A 20,295-nucleotide genomic window follows, 5' to 3' on the forward strand; every position below is an offset into this window, starting at 1 on the left:
CAGACCGCCAGGAGCCCCCCATGCGACCCGTCCGCCTCTCCGTCCTCACCGCGGCCGCCGTCGCGGCCGCCCTCACCGCGGTCACCGGCTGCTCCGAGAAGAGCGACGCGTCCGGCGACGGCACCATCAAGGTGGCGGCCACCGACTCCGCCTGCGAGGTCTCCACCAAGGAGTTCCCCGCGGGCAAGGTCGCCATCGAGGTCGAGAACAAGGGCTCCAAGGTCACCGAGCTCTACATCCTCTTCCCCGACGACCGCATCGTCGCCGAGCGCGAGAACATCGGCCCCGGCACCAAGGCCACCATCACCGCCGAGCTCAAGGCGGGCGACTACGAGATCGCCTGCAAGCCCGGCATGAAGGGCGACGGCATCCGCCAGAGCGTCAAGGCCACCGGCACGGGCGGTACCGAGAAGCGCAGCCCCGAGGCCGACGCCGCGGTCGCCGCGTACCGCAAGTACGTGCAGCAGCAGGCCGACGAGACCATCCCCAAGGCGCAGGCCTTCGCGGACGCGGTCAAGGCCGGCGACGTCGAGGCCGCGAAGAAGGCGTACGCCCCCTCGCGCATCGGCTGGGAGCGCACCGAGCCGGTCGCCGAGTCCTTCGGTGACATCGACCCGAAGGTCGACGTCCGCGAGGACGGCCTGGAGGCGGGCCAGGACCCGGAGAAGGACTGGACCGGCTGGCACCGGCTGGAGAAGTCCCTCTTCGAGGGCAACAAGATCGACGACAACGACAAGAAGCTCGCCGACACCCTGATGGCCGACCTGGCCGTGTGGCAGAAGAAGGTCGGCGAGGCGGAAATCACCCCCACCTCGATGGCCAACGGCGCCAAGGAGCTCCTCGACGAGGTCGCCACCGGCAAGGTGACGGGTGAGGAAGAGCGCTACAGCCACACCGACCTGGTCGACTTCAAGGCGAACGTCGAGGGCGCGGAGAAGGCGTACGAGCTGCTCAAGCCGATCACCGCGAAGACGGACCCGGCCCTCACCGCCGAGCTGGACAAGCAGTTCGCCGCGATGAACAACCTGCTGGAGAAGTACCGCCCGAACAAGGCGGCGTACGAGTTCGTCTCGTACGACACCGTCGGCGAGCCCGAGCGCAAGGAGCTCTCCGACGCCGTCAGCGCGCTGGGCGAGCCGCTCTCGAAGCTCGCCGCCGCGGTCGCGAAGTAACTCCGGAACAGCAGAGCAGGCGGGAGGACCTCACATGAGCGAGTCGGTGTCCGGGCAGGAGTCCGCACGGGACTCCGCGCCCCAGGGCGCGCCGGAGCAGCCGGGCCGGGGCCCGGGCGCTCCCTCGCGCCGGGCCGTCCTCGGCTGGGGCGGCGCGGGCCTCGCGCTCGGCGCGGCTGCGGCCGGCGGTACGGCCGTGGCCCTGAACTCGGGGCCCGGCATGGTCTCGGCGGCCGCGGCCGGTGCGGCCGTGCCCTTCCACGGCGAGCACCAGGCCGGTATCGCCAGTGCCGTCCAGGACCGCCTGCACTTCGCCGCCTTCGACGTGAAGACGAAGGACCGCGGCGAGCTGGTGCAGCTCCTCAAGGACTGGACCGAGGCGGCCCGGCTGATGACGGCCGGCCTGCCGGTCGGCGAGGGCGGCTTCGGCGGCCTCCCGGAGGCCCCGCCGGACGACACGGGCGAGGCGCTGGGGCTGAAGGCCTCCCGCCTCACCCTGACCATCGGCTTCGGGCCGGGCCTGTTCGCCAAGGACCGTTTCGGACTGGAGGGCAGGCGCCCCGAGGCCCTGATCGACCTTGAGCTCTTCCCCGGCGACAACCTCGACCCGGCCCGCTCGGGCGGCGACCTGTGCGTACAGGCCTGCGCCGACGACCCGCAGGTCGCGGTGCACGCCATCCGCCAGCTCGCCCGCATCGGCTTCGGCCGGACGGCGGTGCGCTGGTCGCAGCTGGGCTTCGGCAAGACCTCCTCGACCACCCCCGAGGAGCAGACCCCGCGCAACATGATGGGCTTCAAGGACGGCACCCGGAACATCTCGGGCACCGACAAGGCGGCCCTGGACAAGCACGTGTGGGTCGGCGCCGGCGACGGCAGCGACTGGCTGACCGGTGGCTCGTACCTCGTGGCGCGCCGGATCCGGATGAACATCGAGACGTGGGACCGCACCCCCCTGGGCGAGCAGGAGGACATCTTCGGCCGCGACAAGGGCGAGGGCGCCCCCGTCGGCAAGTCCAAGGAGCGCGACGAGCCGTTCCTGAAGGCGATGAAGCCCGAGGCGCACGTCCGCCTCGCGCACCCGGACACCAACAACGGCGCGATGATGCTGCGCCGCGGCTATTCCTTCACCGACGGCACGGACGGACTGGGCCGGCTCGACGCGGGCCTGTTCTTCCTCGCCTACCAGCGTGACGTCCGCACGGGCTTCGTCCCGGTCCAGCGCAGCCTGGCCAAGGCGGACGTCCTCAACGAATACATCCAGCACGTGGGTTCGGCCGTCTTCGCCGTCCCGCCGGGCGTCCGCGACAAGGACGACTGGTGGGGCCGGACGCTGTTCGCGTAGGGGACGGGAGAACCGGAGTGTTCAGCAACTATCTGATCGGGCTGCGCGAGGGGCTGGAAGCCAGTCTCGTCGTCTGCATCCTCATCGCGTACCTGGTGAAGACCGGGAACAGGGACCGGCTGGGGCCGCTGTGGCTGGGCGTCGGCCTGGCCGCCGCCCTGTCCCTCGCCTTCGGCGCGGGTCTCGAATTCGGCACCCAGGAACTGACCTTCACGGCGCAGGAGGCCATCGGCGGCAGCCTGTCGATCGTGGCGGTCGGCCTGGTGACCTGGATGGTCTTCTGGATGAAGCGCACCGCGCGGCACCTGAAGGCCGAGCTGCACGGCAAGCTCGACGCGGCCCTGGCGATGGGCACCGGCGCCCTGGTGGCGACGGCGTTCCTGGCCGTCGGCCGGGAGGGCCTGGAGACCTCGCTGTTCGTGTGGCGCTCGGTGCACGCGGCCGGTGACGGCGCAGCCCCGCTGATCGGCGTGCTGCTCGGCATCGGGTCCTCGGTCGTCCTGGGCTGGCTGTTCTACCGGGGCGCGCTGAGGATCAACCTGTCGAAGTTCTTCACGTGGACCGGCGGCATGCTGGTCGTGGTCGCCGCGGGCGTGCTCGCGTACGGGGTGCACGACCTCCAGGAGGCCGACTTCGTGCCGGGGCTGACCGACAAGGCCTTCGACATCAGCTCCACGATCCCGCCGGACAGCTGGTACGGGACCCTGCTGAAGGGCACCCTCAACTTCCAGCCGGACCCGACGGTGCTCCAGGTCTGGGTGTGGGCCCTCTACCTGGTCCCGGTGCTCGCCCTGTTCCTGGCCCCGTCGCTGGTGAAGCGCACCAAGGCGGAGCCGGAGCCGAGCGGGTCCTGACGGGTCACCACAACCTGTCGATGGTCCCCGGGTAGAGGGGAACACGGATGCAGGTGAAGGCCGCGCGGACCCGGTCCGCGCGGCCTTCGCCGTCCGTGCGCCCTTCGCCGAAGAACGCCCCGAGCACCGTCTTGTCCAGCCCCGGGGCGTCCGTGGCGAGAGGCTCCGCGGGGGTGCCGCCGACCAGGACCGTGCCGGGGAGCACCTCGAAGCCGGCCGCCCGGTAGAAGGGGACCAGCTCCGGGTCGCAGCTGAACAGCGCCAGGTCCACCTCCGGATCGGCGGCGAGCACCGCGCGGGCCGCCGCCACCAGCCGGGATCCGTACCCGCGCCCGCGTACGCCGTCCCGCGTGACCACCGCGCTGAGTCCGGCCGCGCGGTACGTCCGCCCGTCCGCGAGCCGGACCGGCTTGTACAGCAGGGCCAGGGACGAGGCGACCCGCCCGTCGGCGTCCAGCAGGAGCACCGTGCGCGGGCGCAGCTCCGGGTCGTGCCCGGGGGACGACCCGGGCCAGGCCCGCGCCTCCAGCTCCGCCACCTGGGCGGCGAGCCCGGCGGGCAGCTCCTCGTGGACCTCGACGGTGGTCGCCCCGGCCTCGTCCATTACGGGATCAGCGCCCCCGCGCCGCCCACCCGGACCCGGGGGTCGCCGGAGCGCAGTTCGACGGTGAGCACGCCCGGGCGGCCCATGTCGGCGCCCTGGTGGAGGGTCAGGACGGCGTCGGCCGGGACGAGGCCGAGCTCGCGCGCGTACGCCCCGAAGGCGGCGGCGGCCGCGCCGGTCGCCGGGTCCTCGACGACCCCGCCGACCGGGAAGGGGTTGCGCACGTGGAACTCGGCCGGGCCGGCGCGGTGCACGAGCTGCACGGTGACCAGGTCGAGGCGCCGCATCAGCGCCTCCAGCCGGGCGAAGTCGTAGTCGAGGTCCGCGAGCCGGGCCCGGGTGGCGGCGCCGAGCACCAGGTGGCGGGCGCCGGCGTAGGCGATCCGCGGCGGGAAGGCCGGGTCCAGGTCGGCGGCCGGCCAGTCGAGCGCGGCCAGGGCCTCGGCGAGGTCGGCCGGGGCGATGGACTCGGTGTGCGGTTCGACGCTGGTCAGGGTGGCGCGCAGGCCGCCGCCCTCGGTGGTCACCGAGACGGGTACGGTGCCGGCGCGGGTCGCGAACACCAGCTCGCCGGGGCCGACCCGCTCGCCGAGCGCGACGGCGGTGGCCACGGTGGCGTGCCCGCAGAAGGGGACCTCGACCTTGGGGCTGAAATAGCGCACGGTGAAGGCCCGCCCGGGCTCGCCGCCGAGCCCCTCGGGCGGGGCGGTGAGGAAGGCCGTCTCGCTGTAGCCCAGCCCGGCGGCGATCTCCAGCATGGCGGCCTCGTCCAGGCCGCCGGCGTCGAGCACGACACCGGCCGGGTTGCCGCCGGCCGGGTCCGCGGAGAAGGCGGTGTAGCACAGCACTTCAGTAGTCATGATCACCACAACCCCGTCCCCCGGACGGGCATTCCCCCGCGGCGGCGCAGGATCAGCCGCGCCCGATGTACGGCATGGCGGTCGCCATCACCGTCGCGAACTGCACGTTCGCCCCCAGCGGGAGTTCCGCCATGTGGAGCACCGTGCGGGCCACGTCGGCCGCGTCCATGACGGGCTCCACCGCGAGCTGCCCGTTGGCCTGCATGATCCCGGTCTGCATCCGCTCGGTCATCTCGGTGGCCGCGTTGCCGATGTCGATCTGCCCGCACGCGATCCCGTACGGGCGTCCGTCCAGCGACAGGGACTTGGTCAGGCCGGTCATGGCGTGCTTGGTCGCGGTGTACGCGATCGAGTTCGGCCGGGGCACGTGCGCGGAGATGGAGCCGTTGTTGATGATGCGGCCACCCTGCGGGTCCTGGGCCTTCATCACCCGGAAGGCCGCCTGCGCGCAGAGGAAGGAGCCGGTGAGGTTGACGTCGACCACCGAGCGCCATGCATCGTAGGAGATGTCCTCCAGCGGGACTCCGGCCGGGCCGAAGGTGCCCGCGTTGTTGAAGAGCAGGTCGACCCGCCCGTAGCGCTCCCGTACGGTCTCGAACAGGGCGGCCACGTCGTCCGGATCGCTGACGTCGGCCCGGACGGCGAGCACGTCCGCTGCCGCGTCGGCGGCCTTCGCGGCCTGCGCGGTCTCATCCAGCGGCTCGGTCCGGCGGCCCGCCGCGGCCACCGACCATCCGGCGGCGGCCAGGGTGAGGGCCACGGAGCGACCGATTCCCGAGCCGGCTCCGGTCACTACGGCGATCTTCTTCACACGTGCGTTCATGGGGCCGCAGGCTACGTCACACGGCGCTTCGGCCCCGGGATGTTCCGATTGCTGAGAACATGGGGCCATCAGGGGGTGTGAAGACACGATAAGAAGACTGGAGTTCCGTATGCCGGAGCGAGGCCACGCGACAGCGCCCTCGAAGGATTCGTCGACCACGAATCCCTCCCCTCACACCACCACCCCTCCCCTGACGGCCGCCCGCCGGACGGGTCTGCTCGTCACCTTCATCCTCGGCGGACTCACCGCGCTCCCGCCGCTGTCCATGGACATGTACCTGCCGGCCCTGCCGACGGTGACCACGGCCCTGAACAGTCCGGCCGCGACCATCCAGCTCACCCTCACCGCCTGCCTCGCCGGCATGGCCCTCGGCCAGCTGGTGATCGGCCCGATGAGCGACAAGTGGGGCCGCCGGCGCCCGCTGCTCATCGGCATGGTCGTCTACGTCCTCGCCACCGCCATCTGCGCCTTCGCCCCGACCGTCGAGCTGCTGATCGCCTTCCGGCTGCTCCAGGGCCTGGCCGGCGCGGCCGCGATCGTGATCGCGCGGGCCGTCGTGCGCGATCTGTACGACGGGGTCGAGATGGCCCGGTTCTTCTCCACCCTGATGCTCATATCCGGCGTGGCGCCGATCATCGCCCCGCTCATCGGCGGCCAGGTGCTGCGCTTCGCCGACTGGCGCGGGGTGTTCGTCGTCCTCACCGTCGTGGGGACCCTGCTGACCCTCCTGGTCTGGCGCAGGCTCGACGAGACCCTGCCGCCCGAGCGGCGCCAGACCGGCGGCGTCGGCGCCGCGCTGCGGACCATGCGCGGACTGTTCGCCGACCGCGTCTTCGCCGGCTACACGCTGGCCGGCGGGTTCGCCTTCGCGGCGCTGTTCGCGTACATATCCGCCTCGCCGTTCGTCGTGCAGGAGATCTACGGTGCTTCCGCCCAGACCTTCAGCCTGCTGTTCGGCGTCAACTCCCTCGGCCTGATCGCGGTGGGCCAGATCAACGGCAAGCTGCTGGTCGGCCGGGTCAGCCTGGACAAGGTCCTCGGGTACGGGCTCGCGGTCATCACGGCGGCCTCGGCGGCCCTGCTCCTCATGACCGCCGGGGTCTTCGGGGAGGTCGGCCTCTTCGCGATCTGCGCCGGGCTGTTCGTCCTGATGTCGGCGATGGGCCTGGTGCTGCCGAACACCAACGCGCAGGCCCTGATGCGCGCCCCGCACGCGGCCGGCTCGGCCTCCGCCCTGCTCGGCACCTCCTCCTTCCTGGTCGGAGCCGTCGCCTCCCCGCTGGTCGGGATCGCGGGCGAGGACACGGCGGTACCGATGGCCGTGGTCCAGGCGACCTGCGCCGTCGTGTCGGTCCTCTGCTTCCTCGTGCTCTGCCGCCCCTGGCAGCGCACCGGCCCCGCGACGGTCTGACCGTACGGGGCGGGGCAGGGCGGGCCAGGATCTCCGGGCCCGCCCTGCCCCCTTAAACTTCGCGGGTGAACCACTCCGCCACCACCACCGCCGAAACCCTGCGCAGCGCCCTCGCCGGGCTGCTCGAAGGCCTCCCGCAGAAGCAGGCCACGGCCGCCGTGGAGCGGCTGATCGCCAACTACCGCGGCACGATCCCGACCAACACCCCCGTCCTGCGCAACCGCTCCGACGTGGCCGCGTACGCGGCGTACCGGATGCCCGCCACCTTCGAGGCCGTACGGTCCGCCCTGGACGGGCTCGCCGAGGCGGCCCCGGACTGGTCCCCGGCCTCGCACGTGGACGTGGGCGGCGGCACCGGCGCCGCGGCCTGGGCGGCGGACGCCACCTGGGGCGGGCCGCGCGAGACGGTGGTACTGGACTGGGCGGACCCGGCCCTGGTCCTCGGCAAGGAGCTGGCCGCGGCCTCCTCCTCCCCCGCGCTGCGGGCCGCCGAGTGGCGGCAGAGCGTCATCGGGGCGGGGCTGACGCTCCCGGAGGCGGACCTGGTGACGGTCTCGTACGTCCTGGGCGAACTGACCCCCGACGCCCGCCGCGCGGTGGTCGCCGAGGCGGCGCGGGCCGGTCAGGCCGTGGTGCTGATCGAGCCGGGCACGCCGGAGGGGTACCTGCGCATCCGCGAGGCCCGCGACCAGCTCATCGAGGCCGGGCTGCGGGTCGCGGCCCCGTGCCCGCACGACGGGACCTGCCCCATCGAGGTCGGCAAGGACTGGTGCCACTTCTCGGCCCGGGTCAGCCGCTCCTCGCTGCACCGCCAGGTCAAGGGCGGTTCCCTGCCCTACGAGGACGAGAAGTTCAGCTACGTGGCCGCCAGCCGCTTCCCGGTGGAGCCGGCCGCCGCCCGGATCACGCGCAGGCCGCAGATCCGCAAGGGGCTGGTCCTGCTGGAGCTGTGCGGCCCCGAGGCCGACGGGCAGACCAAGGTCAACGTGACCAAGCGCCACGGAGACCTGTACAAGGCCGCGCGGGACGCCGAGTGGGGGCAGGAGTGGCCGCCTCCGCAGGAGGGCTGAGCCCGGTACGGGCCCGGTCCCCGCGCGGGGGCCCGGGCCCGCCGTCGGCTAGGGGCGCAGCTCCTGCGTGCAGCACTTCACGCTGCCGCCGCCCTTGAGCAGCTCCCCCAGGTCCATCGGGACCGGCTCGAACCCCCGCTCCCGCAGGGGCGCGAAGAGCCCGGTCGCCTCCTGCGGCAGCAGCACGTGCCGGCCGTCCGAGACCGCGTTGAGCCCGAGGGCCGCCGCGTCCTCGGCCGTCGCGATCAGCGCGTCGGGGAAGAGCCGGCGCAGGACCGCCCGGCTGCCCTCGGAGAAGGCCTCCGGGTAGTACATGACCTCGTCGCCGTCGAGCACGGACAGGGCCGTGTCCAGGTGGTAGTAGCGCGGGTCGACCAGGTCGAGACCGATGACCGGCCGGCCGAAGAACTCCTGGGCCTCGTCGTGCGAGAGCGGGCTGGAGCGGAAGCCCCGGCCGGCCAGGATGTAGGTGGCGGTGACGGCGAAGTCACCCTCGCCCTCGTTGACGTGGGACGGCTCGTGGACGTCCTGGAACCCGTGGGCGCGGAACCAGTCGAGGTGGATCTCCGCCTCGGCGGCCCGCTCGGGATAGGCGAACCGCGCACCCAGCACCCGCCCGTCGACGACGAGGGCGCCGTTCGCCGCGAACACCATGTCGGGCAGGGCGCGGTCGGGGACGAGGGTCTCGACGGTGTGGCCGAGAGCCAGGTAGCGGTCGCGGAGGTCCTCCCACTGGGCCAGGGCCAGGGGCAGGTCCACCGGTTTCGTGGGGTCCATCCACGGGTTGATGGAGTACGTGACCTTGAAGTGCGCGGGTGGGCACATCAGGTAGCGCCGGGGTGTGGCGTCTCTGCGCAATGAAGGCTCCTCACGGTGATGAGAAGAGAATCGTCTCTCCTCAGCGGGGACCGCGCAGTGAACTGATTGGGTGGTTTCCTGAACGGCTGAAAGACGAGCGGTTCGGGGTTGGTAAATTGCCGAAATGACCTCCTCCCCCCACCCCGACCCCGCCCCCCGGTCCCCGGATGCCGCGCGCCGCAGCGACCGCTCGCGGCGGGCCATCCTGGACGCGGCCCTCGGCCTGGTGGGGGAGGTCGGCTACAACAAGCTGACCATCGAGGCCATCGCCGCCCGTGCCGGAGTCGGCAAGCAGACCATCTACCGCTGGTGGCCCTCGAAGGCCGCGGTCCTGCTGGACGCCTCCGTCGCGCTCTCCGGGGACGCCCAGGCCGACGGGGAGTGGACGGGCTTCCCCGACACCGGGGACCTGGCCGCCGACCTGAAGTCCGTACTGCGGGCGACGGTGGACGAGTTCGCCGACGAGCGGTACTCCGCCCCCGCGCGCGCCCTGACGGCGGCCGGGGCCACCGATCCCGAGCTCGGGGCCCGCTTCACCGAGCAGCTGCTGGAGCCCCAGCTCGCACTGTACGAGGAGCGGTTGCGGTCGGCCCGCGAGGCCGGACAGCTCCCGCCGGACACCGATCTGCGGCTGACCGTGGAGATGCTCCTCGGACCTCTGACCTACCGCTGGCTGCTGCGCACGGCCCCGCTCACGCACGCGTACGCGGACGCGCTGGTGGACGCGGTGCTGGGCGGGGCGGGGTGGGAAAAGTCATGACCCCCCGCCCCCCATGACCCCCTGATGGCCGAGAACATATGGCCGATTTCTATGGTTATGTGGGAGTCCCGGTCGGGGGGTGCGGTCACCCGGCGGCCAGGATGGTGGGAACATGTGAGGGTCTGCCGGGGCAACGGTGTAGGTGAGGGGATAGATGGGGTCTGAGTCGGGCCGCGTCAAACGCGGCGAGCAGAGCAGGATTTCCCAGTGGCTGCGCCGCAAGCCGAAACCCGACGGCCAGGACCCCGCACGAGAACGCGAAGCCCTGCTGCTGGCCGTGGCCGCCGCGGGCCTGCCCATCTCGCCCGCCGCGCATCCGGCCGGCTACCGCTGTTCGTGCGACCGGATCGGCTGTCCGACGCCCGCACGGCACCCCCTCTCCTTCGCCTGGCAGACGCAGTCCACGACGGACCGCGCGCAGATCGAGCGCTGGGCCCGCAACCAGCCCGCGGCCAACTTCATCACCGCGACGGGCATGGTCCACGACGTACTGGACGTCCCCCTGGAAGCCGGCCACAGCGCGCTGGAACGCCTGCTGGCCGCCGGCATCGAGGTCGGCCCGGTCGCGGAGTCCGGCGGTACGGGCGACCAGGCCCGGATGCTCTTCTTCACCGCGACCCGGGGCACCCCCGAGGACGAGGACGAGTGGTGGCCCTGCGAACTGGACTGCCACCCCGAGACGATGGACGAGCACCCGGGGCTGCGCTGGCACTGCCGGGGCAGCTACGTCCTGGTGCCGCCGGCCGCGCTGCCGGGTGACCTCTCGGTGAGCTGGCTCCGCGGCATGGAGCACCCGCTGGTCGACCCCCTCACCCTGCTGGAAACCCTCACGGACGCATGCGCCACCTACGCGGGCGCCGCGGACCACACCCCTGCCACGGTCGCCTGGCCCCTGGGCCGCTAGCCGGCTACCGCCGGACCGGAACCGGCCCCCCTGACCGGCTGCCGCCGGGGATGGAACGGGCCCGCACCCACCGGCTGCCGCCGGGGACGGCACCGGCCCGCACTCACCGGCTGCCGCCCGGGACGGCACCGGCCCACGCTGACCGGCTGCCGTCGGCATAGAACCGGCCAGCGCTGGCCCAGCGCCGCCGAAGGGTTGGCCCGGCTGGCAAGCCGCCGCGCCGAAGGCGAGGGACCGGCCCTGTGACCCGGGCCCGGTGACCCGGCGCCGCCGCGAGCTTGGGCCGGCGCCCTGGGCGGCCGGTCTCCGCGGGGCGGACGCCCCGGACCTCCCGTGCCGCGCGGCACGGGCCCCGGCTCCAAGTGGCTCGGCCCTGCGGGGCGAAGTCCCCTACCCGCCCTTCCACCGTTCCCCGGGCTCCGCCCGGACCCGGTCCGCAACGCCGCACAGGCTGCGCCGGCCGTTCCGGGCTCCGCCCGGACCCCGGTCCGCAACGCCGCACAGGCCGTACCGGGCTCCGCCCGGACCCCGCACCTCAAACGCCGGCGAGGCTGAGAGGGGCCCCGGGCTCCGCCCGGACCCCTGGGGCTCCGCCCCAGACCCCGGTCCTCAAACGCCGGACGGCTGGATTTCCCAGCCCCTCCGACCTTCACGTGCAGGCCACGGCCAGCCGAATCCAGCCCCACCGACGTTCACGCGCAGGCCGAGGCCAGCCCAAATCCAGCCCCTCCGGCGCTTGAGGAGCGGGTCCGGGCAGTGCCCGGAACGGCTAGCGCAGCGGTGTCCGCACGGGTGGCCGGGCTCGGGCCGTGTCCAGGGTCGGGTCAGTGGATCTGGGTGACGACCACGTCGAGGGACCAGGGCTTGGCCGGCTTCGTGGGGGGCTCGGCCTCCACCGTGAAGCCCAGGTCGCGGAGGGCCGTCACCAGCTCCGCCGGGTTCGCCGGGACCGCGCCTGCAGACAGGAGGTCACGGACCAGGCGGCCCTTGGTGGCCTTGTTGAAGTGGCTCACCACCGACCGCTTCTCGACTCCGTCGACCAGCTGGGAATGGAGGACCCGGACCGTCGCCGTGCGGCCCGCCACCTCCCCCTTGGGCTTCCACGCGGAGGCGTACGCCGAGGACCGCAGGTCCAGGACCAGGCCCTGCCCCGCAGCCTCCGGCATCACCGAGGCCATCGGTTCGCGCCAGAACGCGCCGAGCGCACCCAGCCCGGGCAGCTTCACGCCCATCGAGCAGCGGTAGGAGGGGATGCGGTCCGCGATCCCGACCGCTCCCCACAGGCCGGAGAAGACCAGCAGGGACTCGGTTGCCAGGGCAGCCGCCTCCGGGGTCAGGGTCGAGAGGCCCAGCGCGTCGTAGAGCACGCCCGTGTAGATCTCCCCCGCCGGGCGGGCGGCCGCCGTCGGCAGTTCCGCGTTCTTGGCGACCTCGCCGCGCAGCCCCTCGCTGAGGCCGAGCACCTCGCGGGCCTTGAGCTCGTCGCCCACGCACAGCTCGACGAGCTCCGCCAGCACCGCCGCGCGGGCCGCGGCCAGCCCCGGCAGCGAGAGCGTCTCCGGCTTCAGCGGTGCGCCGGAGCCGCCGGCGGCCTTTCCTTCGGACGGCGGCAGCAGCACGAGCACGGTGGTTCTCCGATCGACAGGCACGGCACAGCGGCGGGGGTGCGGCCCCCGACCAGGGTAGACGGCTCGCCGTGCCGCCCGGGCCCACCGGCCATAGGCTCGGCTCATGCCACGCCGTCATATGATCATGACCGGCGCAGACGGGGCTGCTCTGCGGGCCGCGCTGCGTGAACTGCGGACGAAGCTGGAGGTGCCGGAGGAGTTCCCGGCGCCCGTGCTCGCCGAGGCCGAGCGGGCAGTGCGTGATCCGCTCCTGCCGGACCTCGACGCCACCGACATCCCCTTCTTCACGATCGACCCGCCGACCTCCCGCGATCTGGACCAGGCCATGCACCTGGCGAAGCGCGCCTCCGGCGGGTACCGGGTCCACTACGCCATCGCCGACGTCGCCGCCTACGTCACCCCCGGCGGCGCCCTCGATGCCGAGGCCCACCGCCGGGTCACCACCCTCTACTTCCCCGACGAGCGGGTCCCCCTGCACCCGGCCGTGCTCTCGGAGGGCGCCGCCAGCCTGCTCCCCGACCAGACCTGTCCGGCCCTGCTGTGGCAGCTCGACCTGGACGCCGAGGGCCGGGTGGAGAGCACCGGGGTCCGCCGCGCGCTCGTGCGCAGCCGGGCCAAACTCGACTACGAGGGTGTGCAGAAGGCCATCGACGGCGGCACCGCCGAGGAGCCGCTCGCCCTGCTGAAGGAGATCGGGCGGCTGCGCGAGGCCCTGGAGGCGGAGCGCGGGGGGATCTCGCTGAACGTGCCCGAGCAGGAGATCGTCGAGCACGGGGGCTCGTACAGCCTGGCCTACCGGGCTCCGCTCCCGGCCGACGGCTGGAACGCGCAGGTCTCCCTGATGACCGGCATGGCCGCCGCCGAGCTGATGCTCGCCGCCGGGACCGGGATCCTACGCACCCTGCCGACGGCCCCCGACGGGGCGGTGGGGCGGCTGCGCCGGGCGGCGAAGGCCCTGCGGATCGAGTGGCCGCACCACGTCCCGTACGCGGAGCTCGTGCGCGGGCTCGATCCGCACCGGCCCGCCCACGCCGCCTTCCTCCAGGAGTGCACGGCCCTGCTGCGCGGCGCCGGCTACACGGTCTTCACCGGTGGGCGGACTCCGGACCCGGTCCTGCACGCCGCGGTGGCGGCCCCGTACGCCCACTGCACCGCGCCGCTGCGCCGGCTCGTCGACCGGTACACCGGTGAGCTGTGCGTGGCGGCCGTGGCCGGGGCCGAGCCCCCCGGGTGGGTCCTGGAGGCGCTCGACGCCCTGCCGAAGGAGATGTCGGACGGGACCCGGCTGGCGAACTCGGCGGAGCGGGAGTCGGTGGACCTGGTGGAGGCGGCGCTGCTGAAGGACCGCGTCGGGGAGACCTTCGAGGCGACGGTCATCGACGTCAAGGACCGGGAGCCGCTGGTCGGCACGGTCCACCTGGAGGAGCCGGCGGTGATCGGCCGCGTGGAGTCCGCGTCGGCGGAGCTCCCGCTCGGCGACCGGATCAGGGTCCGGCTGACGGAGGCGGACCCGGGGCGGGCGAAGGTGCTGTTCGCTCCGGCGTAGCGCGCCGGCCCTCACGGTGATGATCTCTGTCGTGCACGCATCCTGACATCGCCCCCGTGACCTGCCATCATCGGCCGACCGCGTGGCACCCCCGGCCGCGCAACAGCGCTGGGAGGGAGCGGACATGGGCTCGGTCGACGCCTTCGTCGCACACGTGCCGCCCGCGGCCGCCGGCGGCACGGGCGGCCGATCGGCGCGCCGCCGCCGGCCGGCCGCCGCCCTGCGCCCGCTCATCATCAACTACACGGGTTTCCATACCGAGTTCACCGCCCCGAGACACCGTCTGGAACTGCCCACCGGCTGCGCGACGCTGGTGTTCAGCTTCTCCGAGGGCCTGTGGGTCTCCCGTACGGAGGACCTCGCCTCGGCCCTGCTGCGGCCCGCGTCGCGGGCCATGATCAGCGGCCCGCGCACGGTGCCGGCGATCGGGGTGCACGCGGGGGTCGTGCACGGGCTGGAGGTGAACATGACCCCGCAGGGCTGCTACCGGCTGTTCGGCGTCCCGATGTGGCACTTCGAGGACGCCCACGTCGACCTGGTGGAGGTGCTCGGAGACCAGGGCCGCCACCTCACCGAACGGCTCCGGGCGCTGCCCTCCTGGACGGAGCGCTTCGCCCTGCTCGACGCGCTGTTCTGCGCCCGCCTCGACCGCGGCCCCTCCGGCGCGCCCGAGGTCGACGGGGCCCTGGCCGGGCTCTGGGCCAACACCCGCTCGCTGGCCGGGGTGAGCGCCGCGACGGGGTGGAGCGCCCGTACCGTACGGGCGCGGTTCCGCGAGCAGGTGGGCCTGTCCCCCAAGGCCATGGCCCGGGTGTTCCGGCTGCAGCACGCGCTGCGGATGCTGGCGGCGGGCACGGCGGCCGCACAGGTGGCGGCGGTGTGCGGCTACCACGACCAGGCGCACCTGAGCCGTGAGGTGAAGTCGATGACGGGGCTGCAGCCGTCCCGGTTCGTCACTCTGCGGGGCGGGCTGGCGCCCGGTTCGGCACTGGACCGGATGCCGGGCCGGGTCAGCAGCGTGATGCTGGCCGGCTGAACCGCCCGGCAGCGCACCCCGGGGCGCGCCTCGGATCGCGCCCCGGGTCGCGGTCGGACCGTGCCGCCCGGCGGCGGCTCCCCCGTTGGATTTCCGCCGGACCCCGCCGACGGGCACCGACGGGCGTCGGCTCCCGTCGGCGGGCGGCTCGCCCGCCATGGGCTGAGGACCCCCGTACCCCAGCCCACGAACGGGCGCTCCGACCCCCTGGTCCTGCATCTGGGGCCCGACGCCGTGACGGCATCGCGACCCCTCCCCCTTGCCGCCTTCGCCCACCGGCTCCGCGACTCAGTCCGCTAGACGCTGTGCGTCAGGCGGTCGAGCGCCGAGCCGTCTAGTGCGCTAGACGGTTCGACGAAGATACGCCGCCGCACGCATGCCCTGTCAAGGTCCGGCGGGGCGCCCCGGGGGCAATATGGCGTGGGTCACAATCCACCGGGTCCGCTAGCTGGGTAGACGCAGTTCGTTGCACTGTGTGGCGAAAGCCATCTAGGCAGGTAGATAATGCTGGTGATGATTTAGTACTGGACTATGAGATCCAGCAGCAGACGGGAGCGATGACGGTGATGGGTGAGGAGACCCCCACCGGCCGGCGGGACACCATGGGTGACCGCCTCGGCTTCTTGATCGAGACGATCCACCCGGCCGGCCGTGGTCCGTACACGTACCAGGAGATCGCCGAAGGCACCAAGAAGCTGGCCGGCCCCTCCGTCTCGCACGGCACGGTCCAGACCATCCGCCTGAACAACAACCCGAACCCGGGCATCGACTCGATCCGCGCGATCGCCAACTTCTTCGGCGTCACCGTCGGGTACCTGGCCGACGGCGAGAACGCCCAGGCGATCGAGCAGCGGATCGAGGAGCGGATCGCGCGGCTGCGCGAGGAGATGGGCAAGGCCGCGGCGGCCGACGAGTTCGCCCAGGTCCTGGAGGACGAGCAGGTCAAGGCGGCGGCCTTCCGCCTGAGCGGGCTGTCCGCCGGGTCCATGCGCTCCGTCACCGGCCTGATCAAGCAGCTCCGGAAGGCCGAAGGGCTTCCGGATGTGAAGCCGCGCCGCCGTCGCGGCAAGGAGTCCTGAGGAGTCCCGAGGCGCGAATCAGCCACGCGCCGCACTCCGGCCGCCGTATTCCGGCCACCGATCCGCCCTCAGTCGGCCCCTGCCCCGCTTCCGGTTACCCTCAAACCCGATCGGATGTGCGGACAGGGCGAGGACGGGGCGGGGAGGGCGACCATGCGCTGGTGGAAGCGCGCCGACGCGGAGTGCGCCGCCGTCGCGGACCGGCTCGTCATACCCCGGCCGTTCGACCTGGAAGCCTTCTGCGAGGGGATCGCCGCGCAGCGCGGCCGCCCGCTGATCCTGCTGCCCCTCGACGGACCCCCCGACCCGGCCCTGCCCTGCGGGATCTGGCTCGGGCTGGACGTCGCCGACCTCGTCTTCTACGACGCCGTCGCGGCCGAGATCCTCAAGGTGCAGATCGTCCTCCACGAGATCTCGCACATGCTGCTCGGCCACGTCGCTCCCGAACTCGACATCCCCGACCAGCCCTCCGACCAGGAGATGGCCCGGGCCTCCGAGCACTTCCAGCGCCTGCTGACGCGTACGCACACGGCCGTCTCCGGGATCGACCGCCCCGAGCTGCCCGTCGCCGAGATCATCCGCACCGAGGCGGCCCGGATCAGGAACGTGGCCCGGAGGACCGAATCGATCGACGAGGAACTCGGCCTCGACATCGACCGCCTGGCGCACCTCATGGGGCGCAGCAAGTTCGCCAGCCCCCAGGAGCGGCAGGCGGAGACCCTGGCCACGCTCATCCACGAGCGGGCCGGCCGGTACCGCACGACCCAGTCGACCTCCAGTGACAGTGAGGCCGAGGACCGTCTCGTACGCCTCCATGACGCCCTCGGGCACCCCGTTCGAAACACGTGGTCGTGAAGTGAAACAGCTCGAAATCGCCATCCTGGCCATGCTCTGGACGGTGACGGTCTGGCGCGCCCCCTCGGCCATCCGATCGGTCAAACAGCGGGCCCTGTGGGCGGCGTTCGCCGCCCTGACCGTCTCCATGACGCTCCGCCTCCCCGGCGTGATGCGCACCCTGGACGAGTGGGCGGGGGTCAACAACCTCTCCACCCTCGTCAAGCACTGGCTGGGCATGATCGCGGCCGGCGCGGTCGTCGACTTCGTCGTCGCCATCGCCCGCCCGGAGACCGGCCGACGGCTGCGCACCCGCCACTACGCCGCCCTCACCGCGATGACGGCCATGGCGGTGCTCTTCGCCTTCTTCGTGCCCCGGCCCCGGGAGATGACCGACTTCTTCGAGGAGACCGCCGGCAACGGCTGGGCCGGCCTCTACTACCTCCTCTTCATCGTCTACCTCGGCATCTCCATGGCCACCGCCACCTGGCTCTTCTGGGGCAGCGCCCGGCACGCCAGCGCCCTGTGGCTGCGGACCGGGGTCCGCCTCATGGGCATCGGAACCGCCGTCGGCGTGCTCTACACCCTGACGCGGGCCGGGTACGTCGCGAGCCGCCTCGCGGGCCTCACCGACGACTCCAGCGACATCGCCGTCGACAACGTCACCGACGCCCTGAAGTACCTGGCGATCGGCTTCATCCTGATCGGGAGCAGCATCCCCGCCTTCGGCGTGGCCTGGCGCACCGTCCAGGACGGCCGCCACCACCGCCAGCTCCAGCCGCTCTGGCAGGACCTGACCGCGGTCACCCCCGACATCGTCCTGAAGACCGGACTCCTGCGCAGCCCGCGCCTGCGGCTGTACCGGCGGGTGATCGAGATCCGCGACGCCGCCCTGACCCTGGACGCGTACACCGACCAGGAGGTGCGCGAGCGCGCCCGGCGCGCCGCCCTGGCGGCGGGGTTCGACCCGGCGACCAGCCCGGCGGCCGAGGCGCTGCGGATGCGGGCGGCCCGCGAGGGCAAGGCCCGCGGGGTGCTGCCGGTCCGCGGCGCCCAGGAGCCGGCGGCCGGCGCCGGCATCGACGACCTCGACTTCACCACCGAAGTACAGCGACTCATCCAGCTCGCCCGCATCTACCACTCCCCCGTGGCGGACGCATTCCTCACCGCGACCAGCCAGGAGGCCACGGCGTGACCGCCACGCTCATCCAGCCCACCGAGTCCCGATCCGCCCGCCTGATCACCGACGGGCTCGATCCCAAGACCTGGATCATCGCCGACACCCTCCTGATCGGCTGGCACACCGCCGGCCTCTCCGGGATCGGCTGGGGGCTCCTGGGCTGCCTGTTCGCCGCCGTCATCCCGCTGGCGTTCATCAACTACGGCATACGGCGCGGCCGCTGGGCCGACCGGCACGTCGGCCCGCGCCAGCAGCGCATCATCGTGATGGTGTTCATCATCGGCTCGGTCACCACCGGCATCGCGCTGATGGCCTTCCTCGGCTCCCCCCGCACGATGATCGCGCTGATCACGGCCATGCTGACCACCCTCGCGGCCCTGCTCGCCGTGACCCCCGCCTGGAAGATCAGCGTGCACGCGGCCGTCTCCTCCGGGAGCGTCGCCATGCTCGCCATGACCTACGGGCCCTGGCTGCTGCTCGCCTACCCGCTGGTCGCCGTCGTCGGCTGGTCCCGGGTCGAACTGAAGGACCACACCCCGGCCCAGGTCCTCGCGGGCACCGTGGTGGGCGCGGCCGTCGCGGCCACCACCTTCGCCCTGGTCCGCTAGGTCGTCTCTTCCGGATCACCTTTGGCGGGCGTGCCGTTTTCGACAAGACAGGCGCGCACCGGCTTGTCACGCTCGGCGCACACCGTCGGCACTGCGGCAGCCCGTCACGGGGGTGCGGGCAGCCGCAGTGCGTCGACGAGTGCGCGGGGCTCGTCCGCGTGGAAGCGGATGACGCGGGCTTCCGCGCGGGCGCCGAGCGGGCGGCGGAAGGCGAGCGGGCGGTTCAGTTCCACGGTGACCGTGGTCTGGCTGCCGACGATCAGGTCGAGCACCCCGTCCCCGGAGAGGGTGACGAGCCGGCCCTCGGGGTAGCGCCGGTCCACCCGGACCGAGGCCACCGCGTCCGGCGGGACGGTCAGGTCGAAGAGGGCTCCGTAGCGGATGCGCAGGGTCCCGTCGGGGCTCACCACGTGCGGCCGGGTGACGCAGGCGGCGTGCAGCGCGAGCACCAGGGCCACCCCGTAGACGTCGAGGACGAGCACCACGCGGTGGACGGCCGGCCAGGGGATCAGGAGGGCCAGCGCCACCGTCTCGATCAGCGACACGAAGACCATCCCGTACATCATGGCCGTCTGCGGTCCGGTGTACGGGGCCGCGTGGTCTGCGGGCCCCACCCCGTGCGGCGGCCTCCGCAGCGCCCACCGGACCAAGGCGCCGCACGCGCGCAGCTCGTGCAGCACGAGGCGGCGTACGGGCACGGGCACCACGGCCCGTACGGCCTCGCGGCGGGCCGCGGCGGGGTCGGCGCCGCGGGCGCGGGCGGCCGCGTACAGGGAGTACAGGACGCGGGCCTCCAGGAGGAGCACCCCCAGCACCGCCACCTCGGCGACGGCGAGGGCCCAGCCGGGCGGGCGCACTCCGGCGGCCACGCACACCACCAGCGCCAGCTCCACGGGGAGCACGGCGGCCACCCCGATCCGTGCCGCGCGTATCGCGCTCATTCCCGGCCCCTCCTCGTCTGCGCGGCCCACGTGTCCGTGAAGGCCTCCATCACCCGGCGGACGACCTCCGCCTGCGCCGGGGCGTACTCGGCGAGCAGGGCCTCCAGGAAGCCCGGCACCGGCCGCTGCCCGCCGTCCCCCGCCGTGACCGCCGCGAAGGCCTCGGCCGGTACGGCGGCCACCAGTTCGGCGGCGAGCGGCCCGATCCGGGGATCGTCCGGCGCCGCGTCGGCGAGCTCGTCGAGCCGCTCGTACAGCGCGAGTACGGACGGATCGGCGGCGACCGCGCCGAGCAGGGCGTAGAGCTCCTCCCCCACGGCCCCCGAGGCGTCCAGCAGGCTCAGGTGCTCGCGGTCGAGCGCGGCGGACGGCGAGGCCGTCGCGGGCGCCCTGGCGAGCAGCTCCGCGAGTGCGGGCGAGACCGGCTCGGCCTCTCCGGGCGGGGCGGCGAGCAGGACGGCGAGGCGCCGTCTGCGCTCGGCCAGTTCGGCCTGCTGGCGGGCGAGGTCGGCGTCGAGCTCGGCCAGTACCTCGGCCAGCTCGCGCCCCGCGTCGTCCGCGAGCACGTCGCGCACCTCGTCGAGGCTCAGCCCCAGCTCGGTCAGCCGGCGCACCCGGGCCAGCCGGACGGCGTCGCGCACGCTGTAGGCGCGGTAGCCGTTGGGGCGCCGGTCCGGCTCGGGGAGCAGGCCGACGTGGTGGTAGTGCCGGATCGCCCGGGTGGTGAGCCCGACGAGCGCGGCGATCTCTCCGATCCGCATGGCCCCAGTAGAAACCCTGCCGCT

General features: G+C 73.2%; 19 protein-coding genes and 1 pseudogene. 13 read left to right on the plus strand and 7 right to left on the minus strand.

Annotated elements, in window-relative coordinates; translation table 11 throughout:
- Positions 1-20 precede the first annotated feature (20 nt).
- Genes efeO through efeU form a run of 3 tightly spaced genes read left to right on the plus strand, consistent with a single transcriptional unit; the run spans position 21 to position 3,368 of the window.
- A complete protein-coding gene (gene efeO / locus NLX94_RS24820) occupies positions 21-1,172 on the plus strand; it encodes an iron uptake system protein EfeO (protein ID WP_254385250.1) in 1,152 nt (383 codons plus the stop codon).
- A gap of 34 nt (positions 1,173-1,206) precedes the next feature.
- Positions 1,207-2,514, plus strand: coding sequence for an iron uptake transporter deferrochelatase/peroxidase subunit (efeB, locus tag NLX94_RS24825; RefSeq protein ID WP_254385251.1), 1,308 nt, complete (start codon positions 1,207-1,209; stop codon positions 2,512-2,514).
- A 17-nt stretch (positions 2,515-2,531) separates the two neighbouring features.
- Positions 2,532-3,368: an iron uptake transporter permease EfeU gene (efeU, locus tag NLX94_RS24830; protein ID WP_254385252.1), complete on the plus strand. Its 837-nt coding sequence runs from the start codon at positions 2,532-2,534 to the stop codon at positions 3,366-3,368.
- A 4-nt stretch (positions 3,369-3,372) separates the two neighbouring features.
- Here efeU and NLX94_RS24835 read toward each other — a convergent pair whose 3' ends face one another.
- Genes NLX94_RS24835 through NLX94_RS24845 form a run of 3 tightly spaced genes read right to left on the minus strand, consistent with a single transcriptional unit; the run spans position 3,373 to position 5,655 of the window.
- Positions 3,373-3,972: a GNAT family N-acetyltransferase gene (locus NLX94_RS24835; protein ID WP_254385253.1), complete on the minus strand. Its 600-nt coding sequence runs from the start codon at positions 3,970-3,972 to the stop codon at positions 3,373-3,375.
- A complete protein-coding gene (locus NLX94_RS24840; protein WP_254385254.1) occupies positions 3,972-4,832 on the minus strand; it encodes a PhzF family phenazine biosynthesis protein in 861 nt (286 codons plus the stop codon). Before NLX94_RS24840 ends, NLX94_RS24835 begins: the two co-directional genes overlap by 1 nt.
- Positions 4,833-4,884: 52 nt before the next feature.
- Positions 4,885-5,655, minus strand: a complete 771-nt coding sequence (locus NLX94_RS24845; protein ID WP_254385255.1) for an SDR family oxidoreductase — start codon at positions 5,653-5,655, stop codon at positions 4,885-4,887.
- Positions 5,656-5,764: 109 nt separating this feature from the next.
- Here NLX94_RS24845 and NLX94_RS24850 point away from each other — a divergent pair, with 109 nt between their 5' ends.
- Entirely contained in the window at positions 5,765-7,066 is a 1,302-nt protein-coding gene (locus tag NLX94_RS24850; protein ID WP_254385256.1) for a Bcr/CflA family multidrug efflux MFS transporter, read from the plus strand.
- 65 nt (positions 7,067-7,131) lie between these two features.
- Positions 7,132-8,136: a small ribosomal subunit Rsm22 family protein gene (locus tag NLX94_RS24855; RefSeq protein WP_254385257.1), complete on the plus strand. Its 1,005-nt coding sequence runs from the start codon at positions 7,132-7,134 to the stop codon at positions 8,134-8,136.
- 48 nt (positions 8,137-8,184) lie between these two features.
- On the opposite strand, the pseudogene ddaH reads toward NLX94_RS24855, so the two are convergent.
- A pseudogene (gene ddaH, locus NLX94_RS24860) lies at positions 8,185-9,021 on the minus strand (dimethylargininase); the annotation flags it as partial.
- 97 nt (positions 9,022-9,118) lie between these two features.
- Here ddaH and NLX94_RS24865 point away from each other — a divergent pair.
- Both NLX94_RS24865 and NLX94_RS24870 read left to right on the plus strand, forming a co-directional pair.
- Positions 9,119-9,754, plus strand: a complete 636-nt coding sequence (locus tag NLX94_RS24865; protein ID WP_254385259.1) for a TetR/AcrR family transcriptional regulator — start codon at positions 9,119-9,121, stop codon at positions 9,752-9,754.
- 154 nt (positions 9,755-9,908) lie between these two features.
- A complete protein-coding gene (locus NLX94_RS24870; protein WP_254385260.1) occupies positions 9,909-10,658 on the plus strand; it encodes a bifunctional DNA primase/polymerase in 750 nt (249 codons plus the stop codon).
- Positions 10,659-11,482: 824 nt separating this feature from the next.
- On the opposite strand, the gene yaaA is transcribed toward NLX94_RS24870, so the two are convergent.
- Positions 11,483-12,283 (minus strand): peroxide stress protein YaaA, encoded by an 801-nt coding sequence (gene yaaA / locus NLX94_RS24875; protein ID WP_254385261.1) that lies wholly within the window; start codon positions 12,281-12,283, stop codon positions 11,483-11,485.
- Between the two features lie 106 nt (positions 12,284-12,389).
- On the opposite strand from yaaA, the gene NLX94_RS24880 reads away from it, so the two are divergent.
- From NLX94_RS24880 to NLX94_RS24905, 6 genes are all read left to right on the plus strand, one after another.
- The gene (locus tag NLX94_RS24880) at positions 12,390-13,832 is read left to right on the plus strand and encodes an RNB domain-containing ribonuclease (protein WP_254385262.1); all 1,443 of its coding nucleotides are present in this window, start codon (positions 12,390-12,392) and stop codon (positions 13,830-13,832) included.
- Between the two features lie 124 nt (positions 13,833-13,956).
- Complete coding sequence (locus NLX94_RS24885) at positions 13,957-14,868, plus strand: AraC family transcriptional regulator (RefSeq protein ID WP_254385263.1); 912 nt, start codon at positions 13,957-13,959, stop codon at positions 14,866-14,868.
- 557 nt (positions 14,869-15,425) lie between these two features.
- On the plus strand, positions 15,426-15,947 hold the full coding sequence (locus tag NLX94_RS24890; RefSeq protein WP_254385264.1) for an XRE family transcriptional regulator: 522 nt from the start codon (positions 15,426-15,428) through the stop codon (positions 15,945-15,947).
- A 153-nt stretch (positions 15,948-16,100) separates the two neighbouring features.
- Entirely contained in the window at positions 16,101-16,802 is a 702-nt protein-coding gene (locus tag NLX94_RS24895; protein WP_254385265.1) for a hypothetical protein, read from the plus strand.
- Between the two features lies 1 nt (position 16,803).
- On the plus strand, positions 16,804-17,976 hold the full coding sequence (locus tag NLX94_RS24900) for an MAB_1171c family putative transporter (RefSeq protein WP_254385266.1): 1,173 nt from the start codon (positions 16,804-16,806) through the stop codon (positions 17,974-17,976).
- Positions 17,973-18,569, plus strand: a complete 597-nt coding sequence (locus tag NLX94_RS24905; protein WP_254385267.1) for a hypothetical protein — start codon at positions 17,973-17,975, stop codon at positions 18,567-18,569. The genes NLX94_RS24900 and NLX94_RS24905 overlap by 4 nt, the downstream gene beginning before the upstream one ends.
- 104 nt (positions 18,570-18,673) lie before the next feature.
- Here NLX94_RS24905 and NLX94_RS24910 read toward each other — a convergent pair whose 3' ends face one another.
- Positions 18,674-19,510, minus strand: coding sequence for a hypothetical protein (locus NLX94_RS24910; protein WP_254385268.1), 837 nt, complete (start codon positions 19,508-19,510; stop codon positions 18,674-18,676).
- Entirely contained in the window at positions 19,507-20,271 is a 765-nt protein-coding gene (locus NLX94_RS24915; RefSeq protein ID WP_254385269.1) for a MerR family transcriptional regulator, read from the minus strand. The genes NLX94_RS24910 and NLX94_RS24915 overlap by 4 nt, the downstream gene beginning before the upstream one ends.
- Between the last annotated feature and the right edge of the window lie 24 nt (positions 20,272-20,295).

Origin of the sequence: Streptomyces sp. TBY4 (assembly GCF_024213195.1) — a bacterium.
In the GTDB taxonomy this organism is placed as follows: domain Bacteria; phylum Actinomycetota; class Actinomycetes; order Streptomycetales; family Streptomycetaceae; genus Streptomyces.